Here is a 15938-nt window from a genome sequence, read left to right as displayed (position 1 = left end):
AAGAGCGTTACGACTCCACTTCAATGACGACGTTGCTAATGTGGGTAATCAGGGTGCGGCCATCAGCGGGCATGATTTTGACATATCCACTAGAAATGCAATATTCCACCGCTGATGACTCCAGAGTTTGACTCGGAGAAATGAGCATCACCTTGACGTTTTCTAGATAATTGGTGGCGTAATGCTGAACGGTAGGCATGGACGTTGACCTCATTACTGGAACAGCTTGTGGAACCTTACCAGTTCACTTTGACTTTATAGAAACCGGAAATGATGACTAACAGATAGTCTTTTGAGCGATCGCCCCTTGCAGTTTCTCAACGACCTCTGGTACTGTCAGCGCCCCCAAATCACCACTCTGACGGGTGCGAATACTCAGTGACTGAGAATCCACTTCTCGCTGACCGATCACCGCGACAACCGGAATCTTCTCCAGCTCTGCGGTCCGAATTTGCTTACCCAGGCGATCGCCGCTGGCATCGACCTCTACCCGCAAACCGTGTTGTTGCAATGTCTGGGCCACCTGATTGGCGTAGTCTCGCTGAGCATCACTCACCGGCAACAGTCGCACCTGCACTGGAGCTAGCCACAGGGGAAAATCCCCCGCATAGTTTTCCACCAGGATGCCAAAGAATCGTTCCAGAGAGCCAAAAATGGCCCGGTGAATCATAATCGGACGCTGCCGGGAGCTATCCGCCGCAATGTAGTTCAGATCAAATCGCTCCGGTAGGTTAAAGTCCACCTGGATTGTGGAGCACTGCCATAGGCGACCGATGGCATCCTGAATCTTAATATCGATTTTGGGACCATAGAAGGCACCGCCTTCCTCATCAACCACATAGGACCACTCTTTGCGATCGAGCGCTTTTTGCAACGCCGAGGTCGCCAGGTCCCAAATGTCGTCGCTACCCACAGATTTGGCTGGACGGGTGGAAAGATTCACTTCATAGTCGGTAAAGCCAAAGTCCGACAGAATCTGTTCTGTCAGGTTCAGTACCCTCAGAATCTCATCAGTTACCTGCTCCGGCAGGCAGAAAATGTGAGCATCATCCTGGGTAAACCCGCGCACGCGCATCAGCCCGTGGAGCACCCCAGATCGCTCATAGCGATACACTGTGCCCAGTTCAGCCCAGCGAATCGGCAACTCTCGGTAAGAGTGGAGCTGATTCTGGTACGTCAGCACGTGGAAGGGACAGTTCATGGGTTTGAGCTGGTACTGTTGCGCTTCCACAGCCATCTGCTCAAACATGTTCTCCTGATAAAAGTCAAGGTGCCCAGAGGTTTGCCAGAGGGTGCGATTGGCAATGTGGGGGGTGTAGAGCAGCTCATAGCCCGCCTGCAGGTGGGCCTGACGCCAGTAATCTTCGATCACTAGTCGCATCCGCGCTCCTTTGGGATGCCAGAATACCAGTCCGCCCCCAGCCGCCTCTTGGATGCTGAACAGATCCAATGTCTGACCTAACTTTCGATGGTCACGACGTTTGGCTTCCTCTTTCTGCGTCAGGTAAGCCTTTAGTTGTTCTGGCGTTTCCCAGGCTGTGCCATAAATGCGCTGAAGCTGCGGTTGCGTTTCATCACCCCGCCAGTAGGCTCCAGCCACACTTTCCAAAGCAAAGGCTTTAGGATGCAGTTCACCAGTGCGGTTCAGATGGGGACCGGCACACAAATCCCACCAGCAAGCCATCTTATTAGAGGCAGACGCTTTAGCCGATGGCGCATTGAAGAGAGACGGATCTGTAGTTGCTGGCAGCGGGTCAGGACAACCGATGTAGTAGCGAGTGATCGGCTCATCAGCAGGAATGCTATCAAGAATTTCCAGCTTGTAGGGTTCGTTCAGTTGTTCAATCTCAGCCCGGATGTCATCCCGTTCCACGGTTTCGCGAATGATGGGCAGATTTGCCCGGATGATACGCCGCATTTCGGTTGTGATGTGCTTGAGATCGTCAGGCGTGAAGGGTTCAGCCCGGTCAAAGTCGTAGTAAAAGCCCGTATCAGTGCAGGGGCCAATGGTGACTTTAGTCTCTGAGAACAGGGTTTGCACCGCCATGGCTAATACGTGAGCACAGGTATGGCGAAGCCGCGCTAGCTGTTCTGGGTCACTAGCGGGTGAGTGGGTTGCAGACTGTGGACGGGAGACCTGACTGACCATGAGTCAAAAAATGGAATGATAATCATTCTCAGCCTATCATGGTGGTAGAGAATTGGGTGCTTTTGCGAAGGGTGCTAGACGACTACATAGAGAAATAAGCCATATAGCGAAACAACGAAATAATTCATGACTACCAATATGATGTTTATTGATCCTCACATTCATATGTCCTCCCGGACAACCGATGACTACACTGCCATGCAGGAAGCTGGCATCGTTGCCGTCATTGAACCCGCCTTCTGGTTAGGCCAGCCCCGCACCAACGTTGGCAGTTTTCAGGACTACTTCAACAGTCTGGTGGGCTGGGAGCGGTTTCGAGCGCAGCAATTTGGCATTCGCCACTACTGCACCATCGGTTTGAACTCTAAGGAAGCCAACAACCCCGCCATAGCCGAACAGGTGATGGAACTGCTGCCCCTTTATGCCTGCAAAGAGGGCGTGGTAGCGATTGGGGAAATTGGCTATGACGATATGACCAAGGCAGAAGATAAGTACTTTCGCCTGCAACTGGACCTGGCCAAGGATCTCAACTTGCCCGTCATGATCCACACTCCTCATCGCGACAAAAAGGCTGGAACATCTCGCAGTATGGATGTTTGTTTAGAACATGGCCTCACTCCGTCTCAGGTCATTGTGGATCACTGCAACGAGCAGACAGTGCAGGAGGTTTTGGATCGGGGATTCTGGGCTGCCTTCACTATCTATCCCAAGACTAAGATGGGGAATGCTCGCATGGTGGATGTGGTGCGCCACTACGGATGTGAGCGCATTATTGTGGACAGCAGTGCCGATTGGGGAGTGAGCGATCCCCTAGCAGTGCCCAAAACGGCCCGATTGATGCTGGAGCGGGGCATCTCTGAAGAGCATGTTCGCGCCACCTGCTATGAAAATGCGATCGCGGCCTATAGTCAGAGCGGCCAAATGGATCCCAAGGACTGGCTGGACCCCTCACCCCGAGATCAGCGCCTATTGTTCCAAGGCAACTCGGTATTGCGGGGACAAGAGCCCGTGGTTGAGACTAGTCAGGAATATGCCCTGATTGAGTAGCGCTTGATGGCTCAGGTCTGACTTGAGGGTCCACGACTGACTTAAGGAGGGCTGTCAGGAATGGGATTTTCTCACTTCCTTCACTACCCATATCGAAGCCCTCCTAAGGGCAGTGGTTTGTGGCAAGTATCATAGGCAGACTTACGCAGAGTAAGTTCTAGACTGGAAGCATGAGCTTTAGCAAACGAGGTTAAAAATTTTTAGAGTCTATTTAAGTTCGCTATAGAGCCCATTTGAGATCTTTCGGTGTTTCTGCCAAAGGGCGCAATGATGCCTACTTCTTCAGTAACCATGGCTTATTCCAGCAGTTTGAGCAATGCCGAATGGGACCTCCTTGAACGCTTATTGCCCAAAATTTTGCCCCCCAAGCAGCAGACTCGACCGCTCAAGTGGAGCTATCGAGAGATTATCGACGGCATTCTTTACCGCCTCAAGAATGGTTGCAATTGGGCCGACTTGCCCAAAGACTTGCCGCCTTATTCGACGGTATATTGGTACTATAAGCAGTGGCGCCAAGACGGCACCTTGGAGCGACTGCTGACGGTTCTACATGAGCGGGTGCGGGTCCAGGTCGGAAAAAAGCCGCAATGGACGACGTTAATCATGATGGACTCCCAGGCGGTGAAGAATACCTGCCATGCCAGCGTCGAGACGAAGGGCTTCTGCTTCTACAAAGCGACGAACGGGATTGAACGACATCTGGCGGTTGATAGTTTGGGCTTTCCCTGCTTCACGCACTGCACCCCGGCCAACGTGAGTGACGATGCCGGCTTGATTGCGATGTTGAGGCAGCACATCGATTATTTTCGGGCGAAGCCCGCGCATCTGCCTAAAACCACCATTTTGCTCGACCACGGCTATCATCCCGACACCTTACAGTCAGCGCTGGAGCCGGTATATCCGCAGATGATGAGTAAGATTCAGTTTGAACGCTCAGCCAAACCCTCGAAAGCGGAGAAAGCGGCAGCGGGCAAAACGGGCTTTGTCCCGGTCAAAGCCCGTTGGGTGATTGAGCGCTCCAATGCCTGGATGGAACGCTGCAAGAGTTTGGTGAAGAACTTTGAGCGGACCCTCGATAATGCAACTGCTCAACTCAATTTGTGTTTCATCAGACTCATGCTCAAGCGCCTCGCTCGCCGGCTTAGAGATCTCAAATGGCTTCTATAGCAATCTCAGGGCGATCGTACATGTGGCTAGGTGCTAGGTCGTGTTTTCTAGTGCATGGCCAGAATGGATGCACGATCGGTCTTCATTGAAGGTCAGGTCCAAACAGCCTTGCTGTTACGGAGAGTTATGATTGGCAATCAATCGGCGAATCCTGTGCTCAAGAGTAATAGTAGAAAAGACCAGTAGCTGACAAACCCAATGCCGAGGCCGCTAGCCACTAACGAAACTATCCTAAGCATATAGGCTTCTTTTGCAGGATTGAGAGGTTTTGTGCGAACCCAAACAAAACCAGCAACGAGGGTACTGAATGAGATCGCTAGCCCAGTCCCGATTTCCATGAGCCGGACTTCTCCAATATCGAGTAGCGTATTGAGTCCCCAGTACCTTCTGCGCACAGCTTTGAGCTGCTGAGTATCTAGCCCAATGTCTCGAATTTGAAATGCCCTCTGGATCATGGCTCCAAGGCCAAAATCGTTGTTGTGGCAGCCAACACGTTGACCGTCGTAGGTTGCTTTGCAGCTACTGGCGAACCCGTTGGATTCCTCAGGTGTCAATGTCAAGACCAATGGACGGCCTTGAATCGCTGCTTGGCACTGATCTTGTGAATCGACTTCTTTGCAAGTAAAAATGCGTCCGGGTATGGCCACCTCATTGACCGAATCCGTAGCTTCTAAAGAGACTTCTACGATCGGGCGATTAACATTGATGCTACGGGTCTCAAATATGATTAGAGATAAAAAGCTGCTAAACAACACGATCCACAGCCCAATCAAAGATCTGAATAGGAACAACTTCCATTGACGCATAAACTTACGACTTCATTCGGAGATTAGTTTCTAAAATCCACCCTGCTAATCACTTAAGTAAACCTAACTAATCAAAGAGATGACGTCAGATGTTCCAATTTCCTATCTGGTCTGAAGCTGCTTTCACGGTTAGAAGCTACCTATGAGTACAAGAGTGATTTAATCCCGGATCTTATTAGCGAAGGCAATTTTCTAGCGAGAGGCTCGCTAACATGTAGGCTAGACGGCTTTGCTGAATGGGTAAATGATTTTCTGCTGTGATGAGAAGACGCGTTGAGGATTTAGCTATGTAGTGTCCTCGATATCACTCCTCTAATCTCCGTAAAAATAACATCAATCTAGTAAGCAACGCTACTAATGTAAGGGCTGTTGTCAGCTAATTCTTATCTCTTAGCGAATGTTTGTTGCCTATGGTCAGCTTGCCTAAAGGCTATTGAGACATCACCGATACTTTGCTGCCAACCGCTATTCCGTCATATTAGGATGGGGATCGGTAAACAGACAAACGCCTTGTTCTAAAGGACAGGTGTGATCGTTCAGTGGGTTGCCGTGCAGAGGTAGTTCGATCAGATTAGTGAGACCGGCCAAAGCGGTTACATTTGTAATTTGATTGTCATCAAGATGAAGCACGCTCAATTGTGATAGATTTTTGAGCTTAGACACCGTTTCAATTTGGTTATCTTGGAGGTAAAGCACTCTTAAGTTGGTCAAGTCAGCTAAAGGTGTTATGTCTTCAATATTGTTAAAGCTGAGATCCAGTTCAACTAGTCCTGATAGATGCTTTAAGGCCGATATGTCTTCAATACCGTTGCCCTTGAGATGGAGCACAGACAAATTACTCAATTGAGCTATGTGAGATAAGTCTGAGCTAGCGTCGCTATCGTCGGCGAGGGCAAAGGAAAGTGTCGTCAAGTTCGGTAGGCTAGCCAGTGGTGACAGATCACTGATTGGATTGGAACTGAGGCTGAGCTTGGTCAGGTTAGTCAGGCTCGCTAAAGGAGTCACATCCTTGATCTGATTGTCGCTGAGGATGAGCGTGGTCAAACTTGTTAAATCAGCTAAAGAAGTGACATCGGTGATGCCATTAAAACTCAGAATTAGGCTGTTGAGCTTGGGCAAATTGGACAAAGCCGATACGTCTGTGATTTGGGTGCCGGTTAAGTCCAGATAGGTCAGGTTTGTGAGATTGGCTAAGCGAGCCGTCTCGGTAATTTGATTGCCAGCAAGGTCTAGTTCCGTTAGATTGACCAGACTTGTCAGGGGGGCTATGTCAGTAATTTCCTCGTTAATAAATTCCAGCCGAGTTAAATCCATCAGCACGGCTTCAGCTTGCTGGCAGTCTTCGGTACCTGCGTCTTTCAGCAAAACTTCAACCGTCTGTTGAGCTGCCGAGGATAGCTCGGCTTGGTTCAAGCACCACTCAGCAAAGGTTGCGAAAGTTCTTGAGCGATTGTTCGAGGTTGTCGTTACACCACAGCCGACGCCAACAGCAACCACTAGTAAACTAATCGATCCCATTGTGATCGCTCTTCGCATAACCTCCCCCTTAAGTCGACTTTTAGCTCTCATTCTTTGTCTTTCCTACTCTCCCTTCTAGCATTGATAGGGGTTCTTGCGCTGAAGACATAATCGCTCAGGGCTGAATTTCAGATGCGGAAAGTTAAGTTGACAATGCCCTGACAGCTTTAAATCAGGAACTTATACATACGTTGACAGAAAATCATCAACTCGTCGAAGAGCTTCTGTCAGAATTTTTCAGTGACTACATTAGGCTTTTCTCAAACTGTTTCTAGTCTCCTGCCAACAAAACCGTCCAGACGGTATACAATGTTGTAAGCGCCATCGTACCACCAATTGTTCAGGTGCAGGTCAACGAACAAGGCATGTTGGCACTCAATTTTTCATCAGGAGGCTGATGTGGCTGCTAAGCAGGCAAAATCTTCGGCAGATACTCGCGTGAGACTCTTATGCGCTGCTAGTGAAGTCGCAATCAACGAGGGTGTTGAGGCTTTGACCCTGAGTGCTGTCGCCCAGCATGCTGGAACTAGCAAAGGGGGTTTACTTTATCACTTTCCCACTAAAGATGCTTTATTGACCGGGATGGTGGAGCAGTTGGTTCAAGATTTTGAAACTGCCTTACAGACAGCGTTTGATCAAGATGATGCGCCAGGCACTCCAGGACAGTGGTTGCGTGCCTATATCCGAGCAACGCTGCAGTTCAATAAAAAATCTTTAGCATTGATTATTTGCCTATCTTCAGTGGTAACAGCTTCGCCTGAATTATTAGAAGCAGCAAAGTCGTACGAACAGCGGTGGCAATTGAAGTTAAAAGATGACGGAATTGATCTCACAAAGGCAAGCATTATTCAATTAGCAGTCGATGGCTTATGGTTTTCAGAGGTATTTCATTTTGGCACTCCTGATGAGGCGCTTCTAAATCAGATAATTAAAACGCTAATTAATATGGCGCGAGAACCCAAGTAAATGAGTTTTTATAAGCCCCGATTATTTGCTTTGAAGCTATAAGTACTGCTAATCAAAACAGTTTTTCTGTTTCTTCTGTCTTCGAGACTATAGGGCTAACTTATGTTGCCTCATCAAGAGGTTTTAGATTTTGTCCAGCTAGAGCTTTGCATCTCTTTATATCGTTTCAACCATAAATCCAGGAGAGGTTTTTCTTCAGTTCTTCAACAATCAGATTTTTGGAACTCTTTGCTTATCATGCTGTTTTTTCAATATCTAACCAAAGCGTTTACAACCTGGTCAGTCGGTTTTTTCCCTTATTTTGAAGTCTACACTGCTGTTGCGACTGGTATAGCGCTGAGATTAGATCCTATCTCATCAGTGATTTGGAGTGTATTTGGCAACTTCACCCCAATTCCATTGTTTCTATGGGGCTATGGCTACTTAAAGAAAATTCCTCAAATTCGAGCTTGGATTTCAAAACTTGAGAAGAGAGGAGGAAAAAGAGTGAAACATGCTTTTGATCGCTACGGAGTCTGGTTTCTGGTTCTGATGACTTCCATTATCGGAAGTTGGACAATCGCGGTTGTCACTCCTCTCATGGGTGTTCAACCTAAGCGAATAATGTTCTTTTCTTTCGTCGGTATTGCCCTCTATGCCGTTGCTACGGCTGTGGCCATTACTTCTGGCATGACTTGGTTTGAACAGTAGCAGAGGACTTAATCGATTACGAGCTATGGACAAAGCCTCTCTCAAAAAATACGATCCTGAGTTAGGCAACAGTTTGTCAACTCAAGATTCTCTTATTCATCCTGAAGATATTTCTGGGCCTATGTTCGGGAGATGTAGCAATGCGCTTGAGCGAGATGAGATAGAGGTTTTAGCCTTTGCTGTCCGAGATGTTTTTTCCGAAGACAAGGTATGTGAGCTTATTGAATAAACGTTAGCAAATTGGTACTGGTTTTCCGGTTCCGAATAGAGCAGCATCGATGTTGGTGAGCGCTTGATTGAGCTACACGAACGTATCAGTGATCGCTCTGATTACATTCAGCTCAGCTTAAAGCTGTTGGAGCCTGAGCTGACGAATCTTCTCTGGCCCTTTGATTATGCAGCGATCGCCACAACGGCGACATACTTTCCTGCAGCCAATGGTCGCTTTGTCGCTGGAGTGATTGACAGTGGCTTTCAACCTCCTGCAGGGCAGCAGGCATGCCGTCGTTCAATAACGCAAAAAAATAAAGCGCTGCTGCGGGATTGTCAAACCAACTTGCCTGAGCTGTTTTGGTTTTACCTGCCGCTTTCAAACCCATTTGAAAGTAAGCAATGGCGTCTTCATTTTGCCCCGTGAGAAAGGCGATCGCCCCCCGCAGCGCCCCTTCTTTAGCGGCATGGCCGTTGATATCCGTTTCTGACAAAACGCCGCTCGCTTCCCCCAAATGCCCCCGCAGCCAGAGTTGCTCGGTATAGACCAGACAGGTTTCGGTATCGGCCTGGCCCGCGTGATACATCTCCTCAATCAGCTCAAAGGCATCGTCAGCGGGAAGACCTTTCTGAGCGGATTCTGTCAAGGTCAACCGCAATCCATACTGACGGAAATCCAAGGACAGACTACTGAACCAGTCAGCGTCGAAGGGATTGTTGATAATGTGCTGCAGCACTTCAGAGAGCGAGTGCGTCAACCGCCAGTGAGCTTGTCGGGCATCGTCAAAGAGGGTCTCAATTTCTGCCAGATCCTGTCGATAAATGGCAATGCGGAGGTCGCGCAGCCAGGTACTTTCTTGGGGAAAGCTGCGGGGTCCGTGGCTGGTGTAGCGCTTTTTGACCGGAAACTGTCGATGAATTGCCTGGACAATAGGCTCAAAGGTGCGGATTTCAAGGGCATCTCGCACCGCAATGTCAATTAGGAGATCTGGACAGTGGGGCCCTTGCCCCCGCTCCTGCATGAGGATGCCTTGTCGAATGAGACGAGAGACATGAGCACTAAACTGACTTGAATTCAGCGGTTCAATTGCAGGCGATTGCTGGTACGACGGAATGGCTGCACCCCAACAGCTAAAGGCTTTTGCTCGATGCCACCTCCTTTGCCGTCGAGGGCAACTATGCCTCTGCTAACGAGGACATCACTGTGAATGGGCTAGTCCCGATTCAGATTACCCATGGTTATTCACGTGACCATCGTCCCGACCTGAAGCAATTTGTCCTCAACTTAGTGTGTTGGTCGGATGGGGATGTGCCTGGCTTTCTGGAAGTCGCCGATGGGAACCAAGCGGACAAAGCCCGGTTTGCTGCGCTGATGCAATCCTTTCGGCAACAGTGGCAGTTTGATGGATTATATGTGGCAGATTCGGCTCTCTACAGCAAACCGAATCTGCAAAAGCTATCGGGCCTGCACTGGCTGACGCGGGTTCCATTGAGCGTTAAAGCAGCGGCTGAGCTAGTGAGGCAGCTACCGGACAGTGCGCTAGAGCCAACTGACTTCGAGGGCTATCGCATCGCGACGGTGTGCAATTGCTATGGTGACGTCCAACAGCGTTGGTTTGTTGTGGAAAGTCAGCTGCGCCGGCAATCTGACCTCAAGCAGTGGGCTAAGACACTCGAACGGGCTACAAAGCAAGCTCAAAGAGACTTGGCCCACTTGAGTGCCCAAGCCTTTGCCTGTGAGGCCGATGCGGCCACTGCTTTACAGCGCTTTGAGCACCGCTTGAAGTGGCACCAGCTAGAGCAAAAGACGGTCGCAATCAAGCGGCACTATGACGCACCGGACCGTCCCAAGCCGGAGACAACGCCCCAGCGAGTCACCTATCATGCTCAAGCCACGCTGAATCTCAACCTAGAGGTGGTAGCCCAGCAGGAGCACCGGGCGGGCCGCTTCATTTTAGCCATGAATCTACTGGCTGCAGAGAACCTGACAGCGACCGAGGCGCTCCAAGAATACAAGGAACAGCAAGGCAGTGAACGCGGATTCCGATTCCTCAAAGACCCACTGTTCTTTACCACAAGCGTGTTTCTGAAGTCAGCCGAGCGCATCATGGCACTGGCCATGATTATGGGGCTGTCTTTGATGGTCTACAACTTGGGGCAAAGACGTCTTCGTCAAGCCCTACAGCAGGCTGAGCAAACCCTGCCGAATCAGCTCGGCAAAGGCACACAAACTCCTACGCTGCGTTGGATTTTTCAGCGTTTTATGGCAGTTCACTATGTCGTACTCAATAGTGAGCCGCAGATCGTTAATCTCGATGGCAATCGCCAACATATTCTGAGATTTTTGGGTGCTCCTTGTCGCCGATATTACTTGCTGTGTTGAAGGGGCTCTTAATTCCTACTGTGACACTTCAAAGTGCGGAAAGTGGGTTACAGTGACACAGAACTCACTTGGCTGTATGTCAATCCGCAGATTTACAAACAAGGATTTGGGCGGGCATTAGTCCGTCATGCGATCGCCGATTCAACATCGGCCATGGAACTTGAAGTTCTTGAAGGTAATACTCCCGCTCTCAAGCTCTATCTCACTGAAGATTTCAAGGTGGTAAAGCGCAGTGAGGGCAGGCTGGTCGGCAACGAGGCGTTTACGGCAGTCGGTCTGGTTTTGAGGCATGAACGAACTTAGAACCTGTCGAGAAACGCAAAAAATCTATTAAGTAGCTTTCTAAAAGCCTTGATACATCTAGAGTGAGCACTGTCCACTGATGTCTACCACCGATTTAGAGGTGACTATCCATGTATCATCCCAGACTCTATGGCAACTTTTATGACATGGGTTTCAAATATGGGAGCTTGCTGCATCAGAAAAAGATTGCGCCCCTTTCATTGACTCAACGCCAGGCTGAATTTGGCACAGAATGTTATCAATCAGTATCACAGTTTTATCCCGAGCTGATCGAAGAATTTGAGGGATTTGCTGCTGGCTGGCAGTGGGAAGCTGACCAATTGGGCGCGTTTGTCTCTGGCTTGGGTGTCTTCGACATGACGGGTAAATGTAGCGCGTTTGCCGGTCGAACTTCAGATGCCATCATTTTTGGCCGCAACTATGACCTGCTGTACAAGTTTCGCAAAACGACCGAGAGCTGTCTAATTGCCCCTCAAGACAAATTCGCCTACGTCAGTCAGTCGGATGTTTTTATTGGGCGCTGTGATGGCGTGAATGAAATGGGGCTGGCGATCGCGATGTCGTTCGTCAACGGGACGCAAATTCAACCAGGCATCACGTTTCACTTGATCATTCGCAAAGTTTTGGAGACTTGCCGCACCGTTGCGGACGCGATCGCACTCATCCAATCCGCCAAAGTCGCTTCGGCCAATAACTTCTTGATTGCGGACGCGGCTCGCAATATGGCCGTTGTCGAATCAGCTCCACAAGGCTCTGAAGTGAGACATCCCGCAGAGAACGAAAACTTTGTGTGCATTACCAATCAATTTCAACATCCCAGAATGCAACCCTTTGACCAGGGCGGCATTGGCTGGTGCCAATCGGCTGAGCGGTATCAGCATCTGTGCGATCGCCTCGGACAGTGCGCTCAAATAGACATGGAGACCGCGCAGGAGATTCTGTCCACTACTCCAGTCTGTCTAGATTTACGGCGTGAGCAATTTGGGACGCTGTGGTCGGTGGTGGCGAATCTCAACATGCTCGCGATCGCCAGAGCCGAAGGTAAGCCTAAAATAACGAACTATCGTCCTGACACTCGCCTGACCTGGTGGCTTCAGAAAGGCAATCCGTGAGGAGGGTTACAATGCACCTTTTCGGGTTTCAGGCAGCAGCAAACTCAGTGTATCGGCGAACTTGCGGTGGGTGAAAAGCTAGAACGATGGCGTCTTTGCTGATGCCGTTTTCGAGCAAATCAGTGGCAACGCCTGTCTCGGTCCAGTCTTCTTCGATCCAGATTTTGCCATCTTTAAGACGGACGTGAATCATATTGCTTTTGATGCGCTCATCGTCATTCCAGCCCATGAGGACAATCAAATAGTGATCATGCGTCTCATCGAACACAAGCGCACTCTCAGTAGCGGATTCGGACTTTTCGTTCAACTGCTGGTAGTCAGTCAGCACCTGACGCACGATATCTCGATAGTGCTCTACTCTATCCACTGTTTCACCACCTCGCTTGTCGGGTCAAAGACCAGCGCTGTTTCTAACAGGATATCTCTGTAGACGATGTACTGGCCAACGGCATTCTCAGGCTCATTGACAAATGAACGTCCCAAGAAGCTCTTAATCTCTACCAGGATGCTGTGACCTTGCTTCTCGGCAACGATGGATTTCTCGGCGGCAATATCAACGTAGAGCCGATCGCCGCCATATTCTAGGTTATAGTCCTCGGCCAGGATGTTCCAACCGTCTTTGACAAGAGCAACCCTTACAGCCTCGACAAATTCCAGAAGGTCACTGAAAGTAGCCTCATGGCTTCCCGTGAAAACTTTGCCTAACCCCAGTCAGTCTGATGTCGCATAGACTTGTACTATGCAGATTCTAGTCGTCGAAGATGATGTTCAGTTGTCAGCATCGCTGGCGGAGGCCCTGACCGCCCAACGATACAGAGTAGATTTGGTCAGGGATGGTGAGTCAGCCTGGGAACGACTGAGCGCCTTTGAATATGACTTAATTTTGCTGGATGTGACGGTACCTAAATTAGACGGCATCAAACTTTGCCAACGGTTGCGAAATTACGGCTACGCCCTGCCCGTATTGATGTTGACCGCGCGGGATACCAGCTCTGACAAAGTGAAAGGGCTGGACTCCGGGGCAGATGCCTACATGATCAAGCCGTTCAACTTGCAGGAACTGCTGGCTCAGATTCGGGCGCTGCTGCGGCGTGGGCAAGCGGGTTCCGCCCCTACGCTGACGTGGGGACTCCTGCAGCTCAATCCCGAAACCTATGAAGTGAACTACGGGCGATCGCCGATTCACCTAACCCCAAAGGAATTTGCCCTCTTAGAAGCGCTACTGCGCTCCGGTCGCCGCGTTCTCAGCCGAGCCGCACTGGTCGAACGGGTCTGGACGTTGCCAGAAGCACCGGAAATGGACACCATCAAAAGCTACATCAAAAACCTACGAGCAAAGCTTAAAGCGGCTGGAGCCGCCAAAGATTTAATTGAGACGGTTCACGGCGTAGGTTATCGATTAAAGGCGCTGGAATAAGTAAGTAGGTCGGCGCAATTACTGTGGAGACGGGTTTCGACTCCGCTCAACCCTCGACACCTAATCTAAGCGACAATCCAGCTGATTGAGCGGAGTCGAAATCAGCAATAGGCCTTTTAGGTTTGATTAGATCCTGTTACTTAAATTCAGCTTGTTAGTCCACCGCCCTGTTAGGAAGCCCTGCGGCAGGATGTTAGGAAATAGCAACAATCTCCACGTTTTCTCTACTTATTCATCCTCAGTTTTTCTACGTCATCTCGATATCTTAAGTGCCAACATTCAGACGAGATTGAGCTTCTAACAGCTGCACAGATACAGAATCAAAAAGTATCTAATGATGCAATTTTAGCATAAATTCGATTTTCTGAACAGTGAAATTTGTGCGATCGCTGAACCTTGATGTCTTAGTTGACGAGCTGAGACGTGTCAGCGGCGATCGCGCTTTTCGACCCTGACGAGATGAGGAAACCCCCATGACTGAGCAAGATCCATTGCGGTTAGCGACCGCAGACGGTACCACCGAAGTGATGGAATCGCCGCCCCTAGCGGAGGAAACCAAAGGCATCGACATGATTTATGGCTTGTATGCCAAGCCGCCGTTGAGAGAAACGATTGCAGCGGCTTTGCAACACGTTTTAGCCGCCTTTGTCAATATCATTGCACCGGCTATTGTGGTGGGCAATGCGATCGGGTTAGACCCGGCCAACACCAGTTTTTTGATCAGCATGTCGCTGTTCATTTCTGGCATTGCGACGTTTATTCAGGTGCATAAGGTCGGGCCAGTGGGGTCAGGTTTGCTGAGTATTCAGGGCACCAGTTTTGCCTTTGTGGGCACCTTGGTCACGGTCGGCACGGCAGCCGTTGCCGAAGGGCGATCGCCGACTCAAACGCTGGCATATATCCTGACGATTTGTATGCTGGGAGCCTTTGTCGAAATCATTCTCAGCTTCTTTGTCGAACCGCTTAAAAAAGTTATGACGCCGCTGGTCAGTGGCATCGTCGTCGTCATGATTGGCTTGAGCCTGATCCGAGTCGCTATTACGGCGATGGGGGGCGGGGCCGGTGCGATCGCCAATGGCACGTTTGCCACCCCTCAAAACCTGATCGTCTCCCTGATTGTGCTGACCGTCATCGTCGTGCTGAACTGTGTGCGGAGTAACTTCCTGCGCATGTCGGCGATTTTGATTGGCCTCATTGTGGGGTACTTGATTGCCTGGCCGCTAGGAATGCTCAACTTCAGTAATTTGAGCCAGCTTCCTTACGTCACGGTGCCCATTCCCTTTCGCTATGGCTTTGGTTTTGGCTTTGCCGGGTTCATTCCCTTAGCGTTTCTCTATGTCATCACGACCATTGAGTCGATTGGTGACTTGACCGCGACCTCTATGCTGGTGGGTGAACCGATTGAGGGCAAAACCTACATCAATCGAGTGCGGGGGGGCATCTTGGGCGATGGCGTGAATTCTCTAATTGCCGCCTGCTTCAACACATTCCCGAACACGACCTTCAGCCAAAACAACGGCGTGATTCAACTAACGGGTGTTGGCAGCCGCTACATTGGCTACTTTATCGCTGGATTTCTCTTTATCCTGGGCTTGTTTCCTATCGTTGGGGGACTCTTTCAGGCCATGCCACAGCCCGTGCTCGGCGGTGCAACATTACTCATGTTCAGCTCTGTGGTGACCGCAGGCATCAAGATTTTGCACGGGGTGAATCTCAGTCGGCGCAACACGCTGATTTTGATTGTGTCACTTGGCTTGGGGATGGGCGTGGCGTTTGTCCCTGAGGTGTTGGAAAACACGCCTTACTTGATTCGCAGTGTCTTTTCTTCTGGTATTGCTACCGGCGGGATGACGGCTTTGGTGCTCAACATGGTCATTCCAGGGCCACGGGAGTAGCGATGGCGATTGCATTAACAGGATTTACGCACTGAAAAGATTTCAAGCGATTGAAAGATCCCCCCGGCTATTGCCACTCCCTTAACAAGCTATCCGTTAAGCAAAAGTCGCTCTATTGCTTGTGTAGCAAAAGTTTCATGACCAATTTGGAACGCTAGACAACTGCGTTACATGACTCGATTCGTAGCAGAAGCTTATCTAAGCTCCCACAGATAACCTGATCTGCGAGGTCCAGGACGGCAGATTCGTCCTGGTCGACGGGGGTGGGGGGGGGG

17 protein-coding genes are annotated in these 15938 nt (G+C 50.0%); 10 read left to right on the top strand and 7 right to left on the bottom strand.

Annotated elements, in window-relative coordinates; genetic code table 11:
• Positions 1-7: 7 nt before the first annotated feature.
• Both PN498_RS02250 and thrS read right to left on the bottom strand, forming a co-directional pair.
• Complete coding sequence (locus tag PN498_RS02250) at positions 8-199, bottom strand: hypothetical protein (RefSeq protein WP_272061050.1); 192 nt, start codon at positions 197-199, stop codon at positions 8-10.
• A gap of 78 nt (positions 200-277) precedes the next feature.
• Positions 278-2149 carry a threonine--tRNA ligase gene (gene thrS / locus PN498_RS02245; RefSeq protein ID WP_272061049.1) on the bottom strand — a complete coding sequence of 624 codons (1872 nt, stop codon included), beginning with the start codon at positions 2147-2149 and terminating at the stop codon, positions 278-280.
• Positions 2150-2275: 126 nt separating this feature from the next.
• Here thrS and PN498_RS02240 point away from each other — a divergent pair, with 126 nt between their 5' ends.
• Both PN498_RS02240 and PN498_RS02235 read left to right on the top strand, forming a co-directional pair.
• Positions 2276-3196 carry a TatD family hydrolase gene (locus PN498_RS02240; RefSeq protein WP_272061048.1) on the top strand — a complete coding sequence of 307 codons (921 nt, stop codon included), beginning with the start codon at positions 2276-2278 and terminating at the stop codon, positions 3194-3196.
• Between the two features lie 267 nt (positions 3197-3463).
• Positions 3464-4363: an IS5 family transposase gene (locus tag PN498_RS02235; protein WP_272061047.1), complete on the top strand. Its 900-nt coding sequence runs from the start codon at positions 3464-3466 to the stop codon at positions 4361-4363.
• Positions 4364-4500: 137 nt separating this feature from the next.
• Here the strand turns inward: PN498_RS02235 and PN498_RS02230 are convergent, their stop codons facing one another.
• Both PN498_RS02230 and PN498_RS02225 read right to left on the bottom strand, forming a co-directional pair.
• Entirely contained in the window at positions 4501-5169 is a 669-nt protein-coding gene (locus PN498_RS02230; protein ID WP_272061046.1) for a hypothetical protein, read from the bottom strand.
• 465 nt (positions 5170-5634) lie between these two features.
• Entirely contained in the window at positions 5635-6687 is a 1053-nt protein-coding gene (locus PN498_RS02225) for a leucine-rich repeat domain-containing protein (RefSeq protein ID WP_272061045.1), read from the bottom strand.
• Positions 6688-7086: 399 nt separating this feature from the next.
• On the opposite strand from PN498_RS02225, the gene PN498_RS02220 reads away from it, so the two are divergent.
• The 3 genes from PN498_RS02220 (at position 7087) to PN498_RS02210 (ending at position 8572) form a co-directional block, all read left to right on the top strand.
• On the top strand, positions 7087-7653 hold the full coding sequence (locus PN498_RS02220) for a TetR/AcrR family transcriptional regulator (RefSeq protein ID WP_272061044.1): 567 nt from the start codon (positions 7087-7089) through the stop codon (positions 7651-7653).
• A gap of 102 nt (positions 7654-7755) precedes the next feature.
• Positions 7756-8343: a small multi-drug export protein gene (locus PN498_RS02215; RefSeq protein WP_272061043.1), complete on the top strand. Its 588-nt coding sequence runs from the start codon at positions 7756-7758 to the stop codon at positions 8341-8343.
• Positions 8344-8368: 25 nt separating this feature from the next.
• Positions 8369-8572 carry a hypothetical protein gene (locus tag PN498_RS02210; RefSeq protein ID WP_272061042.1) on the top strand — a complete coding sequence of 68 codons (204 nt, stop codon included), beginning with the start codon at positions 8369-8371 and terminating at the stop codon, positions 8570-8572.
• Positions 8573-8684: 112 nt separating this feature from the next.
• Here the strand turns inward: PN498_RS02210 and PN498_RS02205 are convergent, their stop codons facing one another.
• On the bottom strand, positions 8685-9575 hold the full coding sequence (locus PN498_RS02205) for a hypothetical protein (protein WP_272061041.1): 891 nt from the start codon (positions 9573-9575) through the stop codon (positions 8685-8687).
• 119 nt (positions 9576-9694) lie between these two features.
• On the opposite strand from PN498_RS02205, the gene PN498_RS02200 reads away from it, so the two are divergent.
• The 3 genes from PN498_RS02200 (at position 9695) to PN498_RS02190 (ending at position 12351) form a co-directional block, all read left to right on the top strand.
• Positions 9695-10936: an IS1634 family transposase gene (locus PN498_RS02200; protein WP_272061040.1), complete on the top strand. Its 1242-nt coding sequence runs from the start codon at positions 9695-9697 to the stop codon at positions 10934-10936.
• A 33-nt stretch (positions 10937-10969) separates the two neighbouring features.
• Positions 10970-11239, top strand: coding sequence for a GNAT family N-acetyltransferase (locus PN498_RS02195; protein ID WP_272061039.1), 270 nt, complete (start codon positions 10970-10972; stop codon positions 11237-11239).
• Positions 11240-11349: 110 nt separating this feature from the next.
• Positions 11350-12351, top strand: coding sequence for a C45 family autoproteolytic acyltransferase/hydolase (locus tag PN498_RS02190; protein WP_272061038.1), 1002 nt, complete (start codon positions 11350-11352; stop codon positions 12349-12351).
• Between the two features lie 28 nt (positions 12352-12379).
• Here the strand turns inward: PN498_RS02190 and PN498_RS02185 are convergent, their stop codons facing one another.
• Entirely contained in the window at positions 12380-12718 is a 339-nt protein-coding gene (locus PN498_RS02185) for a XisI protein (protein WP_272061037.1), read from the bottom strand.
• Positions 12706-13008: an element excision factor XisH family protein gene (locus PN498_RS02180; protein ID WP_272061074.1), complete on the bottom strand. Its 303-nt coding sequence runs from the start codon at positions 13006-13008 to the stop codon at positions 12706-12708. Before PN498_RS02180 ends, PN498_RS02185 begins: the two co-directional genes overlap by 13 nt.
• An 82-nt stretch (positions 13009-13090) precedes the next feature.
• On the opposite strand from PN498_RS02180, the gene PN498_RS02175 reads away from it, so the two are divergent.
• Together PN498_RS02175 and PN498_RS02170 are read left to right on the top strand one after the other, a co-directional pair.
• Positions 13091-13768, top strand: coding sequence for a response regulator transcription factor (locus PN498_RS02175; protein WP_272061036.1), 678 nt, complete (start codon positions 13091-13093; stop codon positions 13766-13768).
• 473 nt (positions 13769-14241) lie between these two features.
• Complete coding sequence (locus PN498_RS02170; RefSeq protein ID WP_272061035.1) at positions 14242-15663, top strand: uracil-xanthine permease family protein; 1422 nt, start codon at positions 14242-14244, stop codon at positions 15661-15663.
• The last annotated feature ends 275 nt before the right edge of the window (positions 15664-15938 follow it).

Source organism: Oscillatoria sp. CS-180 (assembly GCF_028330965.1).
Classification (GTDB): Bacteria; Cyanobacteriota; Cyanobacteriia; order Phormidesmidales; family Phormidesmidaceae; genus Halomicronema.
This window is presented reverse-complemented; position numbering and strand designations above follow the sequence as displayed.

Coding starts and splice junctions, on each gene's coding strand:
- PN498_RS02250 (WP_272061050.1), bottom strand. CDS start 199: ATGCCTACCGTTCAGCATTACGCCACCAATTATCTAGAAAACGTCAAG.
- thrS (WP_272061049.1), bottom strand. CDS start 2,149: ATGGTCAGTCAGGTCTCCCGTCCACAGTCTGCAACCCACTCACCCGCT.
- PN498_RS02240 (WP_272061048.1), top strand. CDS start 2,276: ATGACTACCAATATGATGTTTATTGATCCTCACATTCATATGTCCTCC.
- PN498_RS02235 (WP_272061047.1), top strand. CDS start 3,464: ATGATGCCTACTTCTTCAGTAACCATGGCTTATTCCAGCAGTTTGAGC.
- PN498_RS02230 (WP_272061046.1), bottom strand. CDS start 5,169: ATGCGTCAATGGAAGTTGTTCCTATTCAGATCTTTGATTGGGCTGTGG.
- PN498_RS02225 (WP_272061045.1), bottom strand. CDS start 6,687: ATGGGATCGATTAGTTTACTAGTGGTTGCTGTTGGCGTCGGCTGTGGT.
- PN498_RS02215 (WP_272061043.1), top strand. CDS start 7,756: ATGTTGCCTCATCAAGAGGTTTTAGATTTTGTCCAGCTAGAGCTTTGC.
- PN498_RS02210 (WP_272061042.1), top strand. CDS start 8,369: ATGGACAAAGCCTCTCTCAAAAAATACGATCCTGAGTTAGGCAACAGT.
- PN498_RS02205 (WP_272061041.1), bottom strand. CDS start 9,575: ATGCAGGAGCGGGGGCAAGGGCCCCACTGTCCAGATCTCCTAATTGAC.
- PN498_RS02190 (WP_272061038.1), top strand. CDS start 11,350: ATGTATCATCCCAGACTCTATGGCAACTTTTATGACATGGGTTTCAAA.
- PN498_RS02175 (WP_272061036.1), top strand. CDS start 13,091: ATGCAGATTCTAGTCGTCGAAGATGATGTTCAGTTGTCAGCATCGCTG.
- PN498_RS02170 (WP_272061035.1), top strand. CDS start 14,242: ATGACTGAGCAAGATCCATTGCGGTTAGCGACCGCAGACGGTACCACC.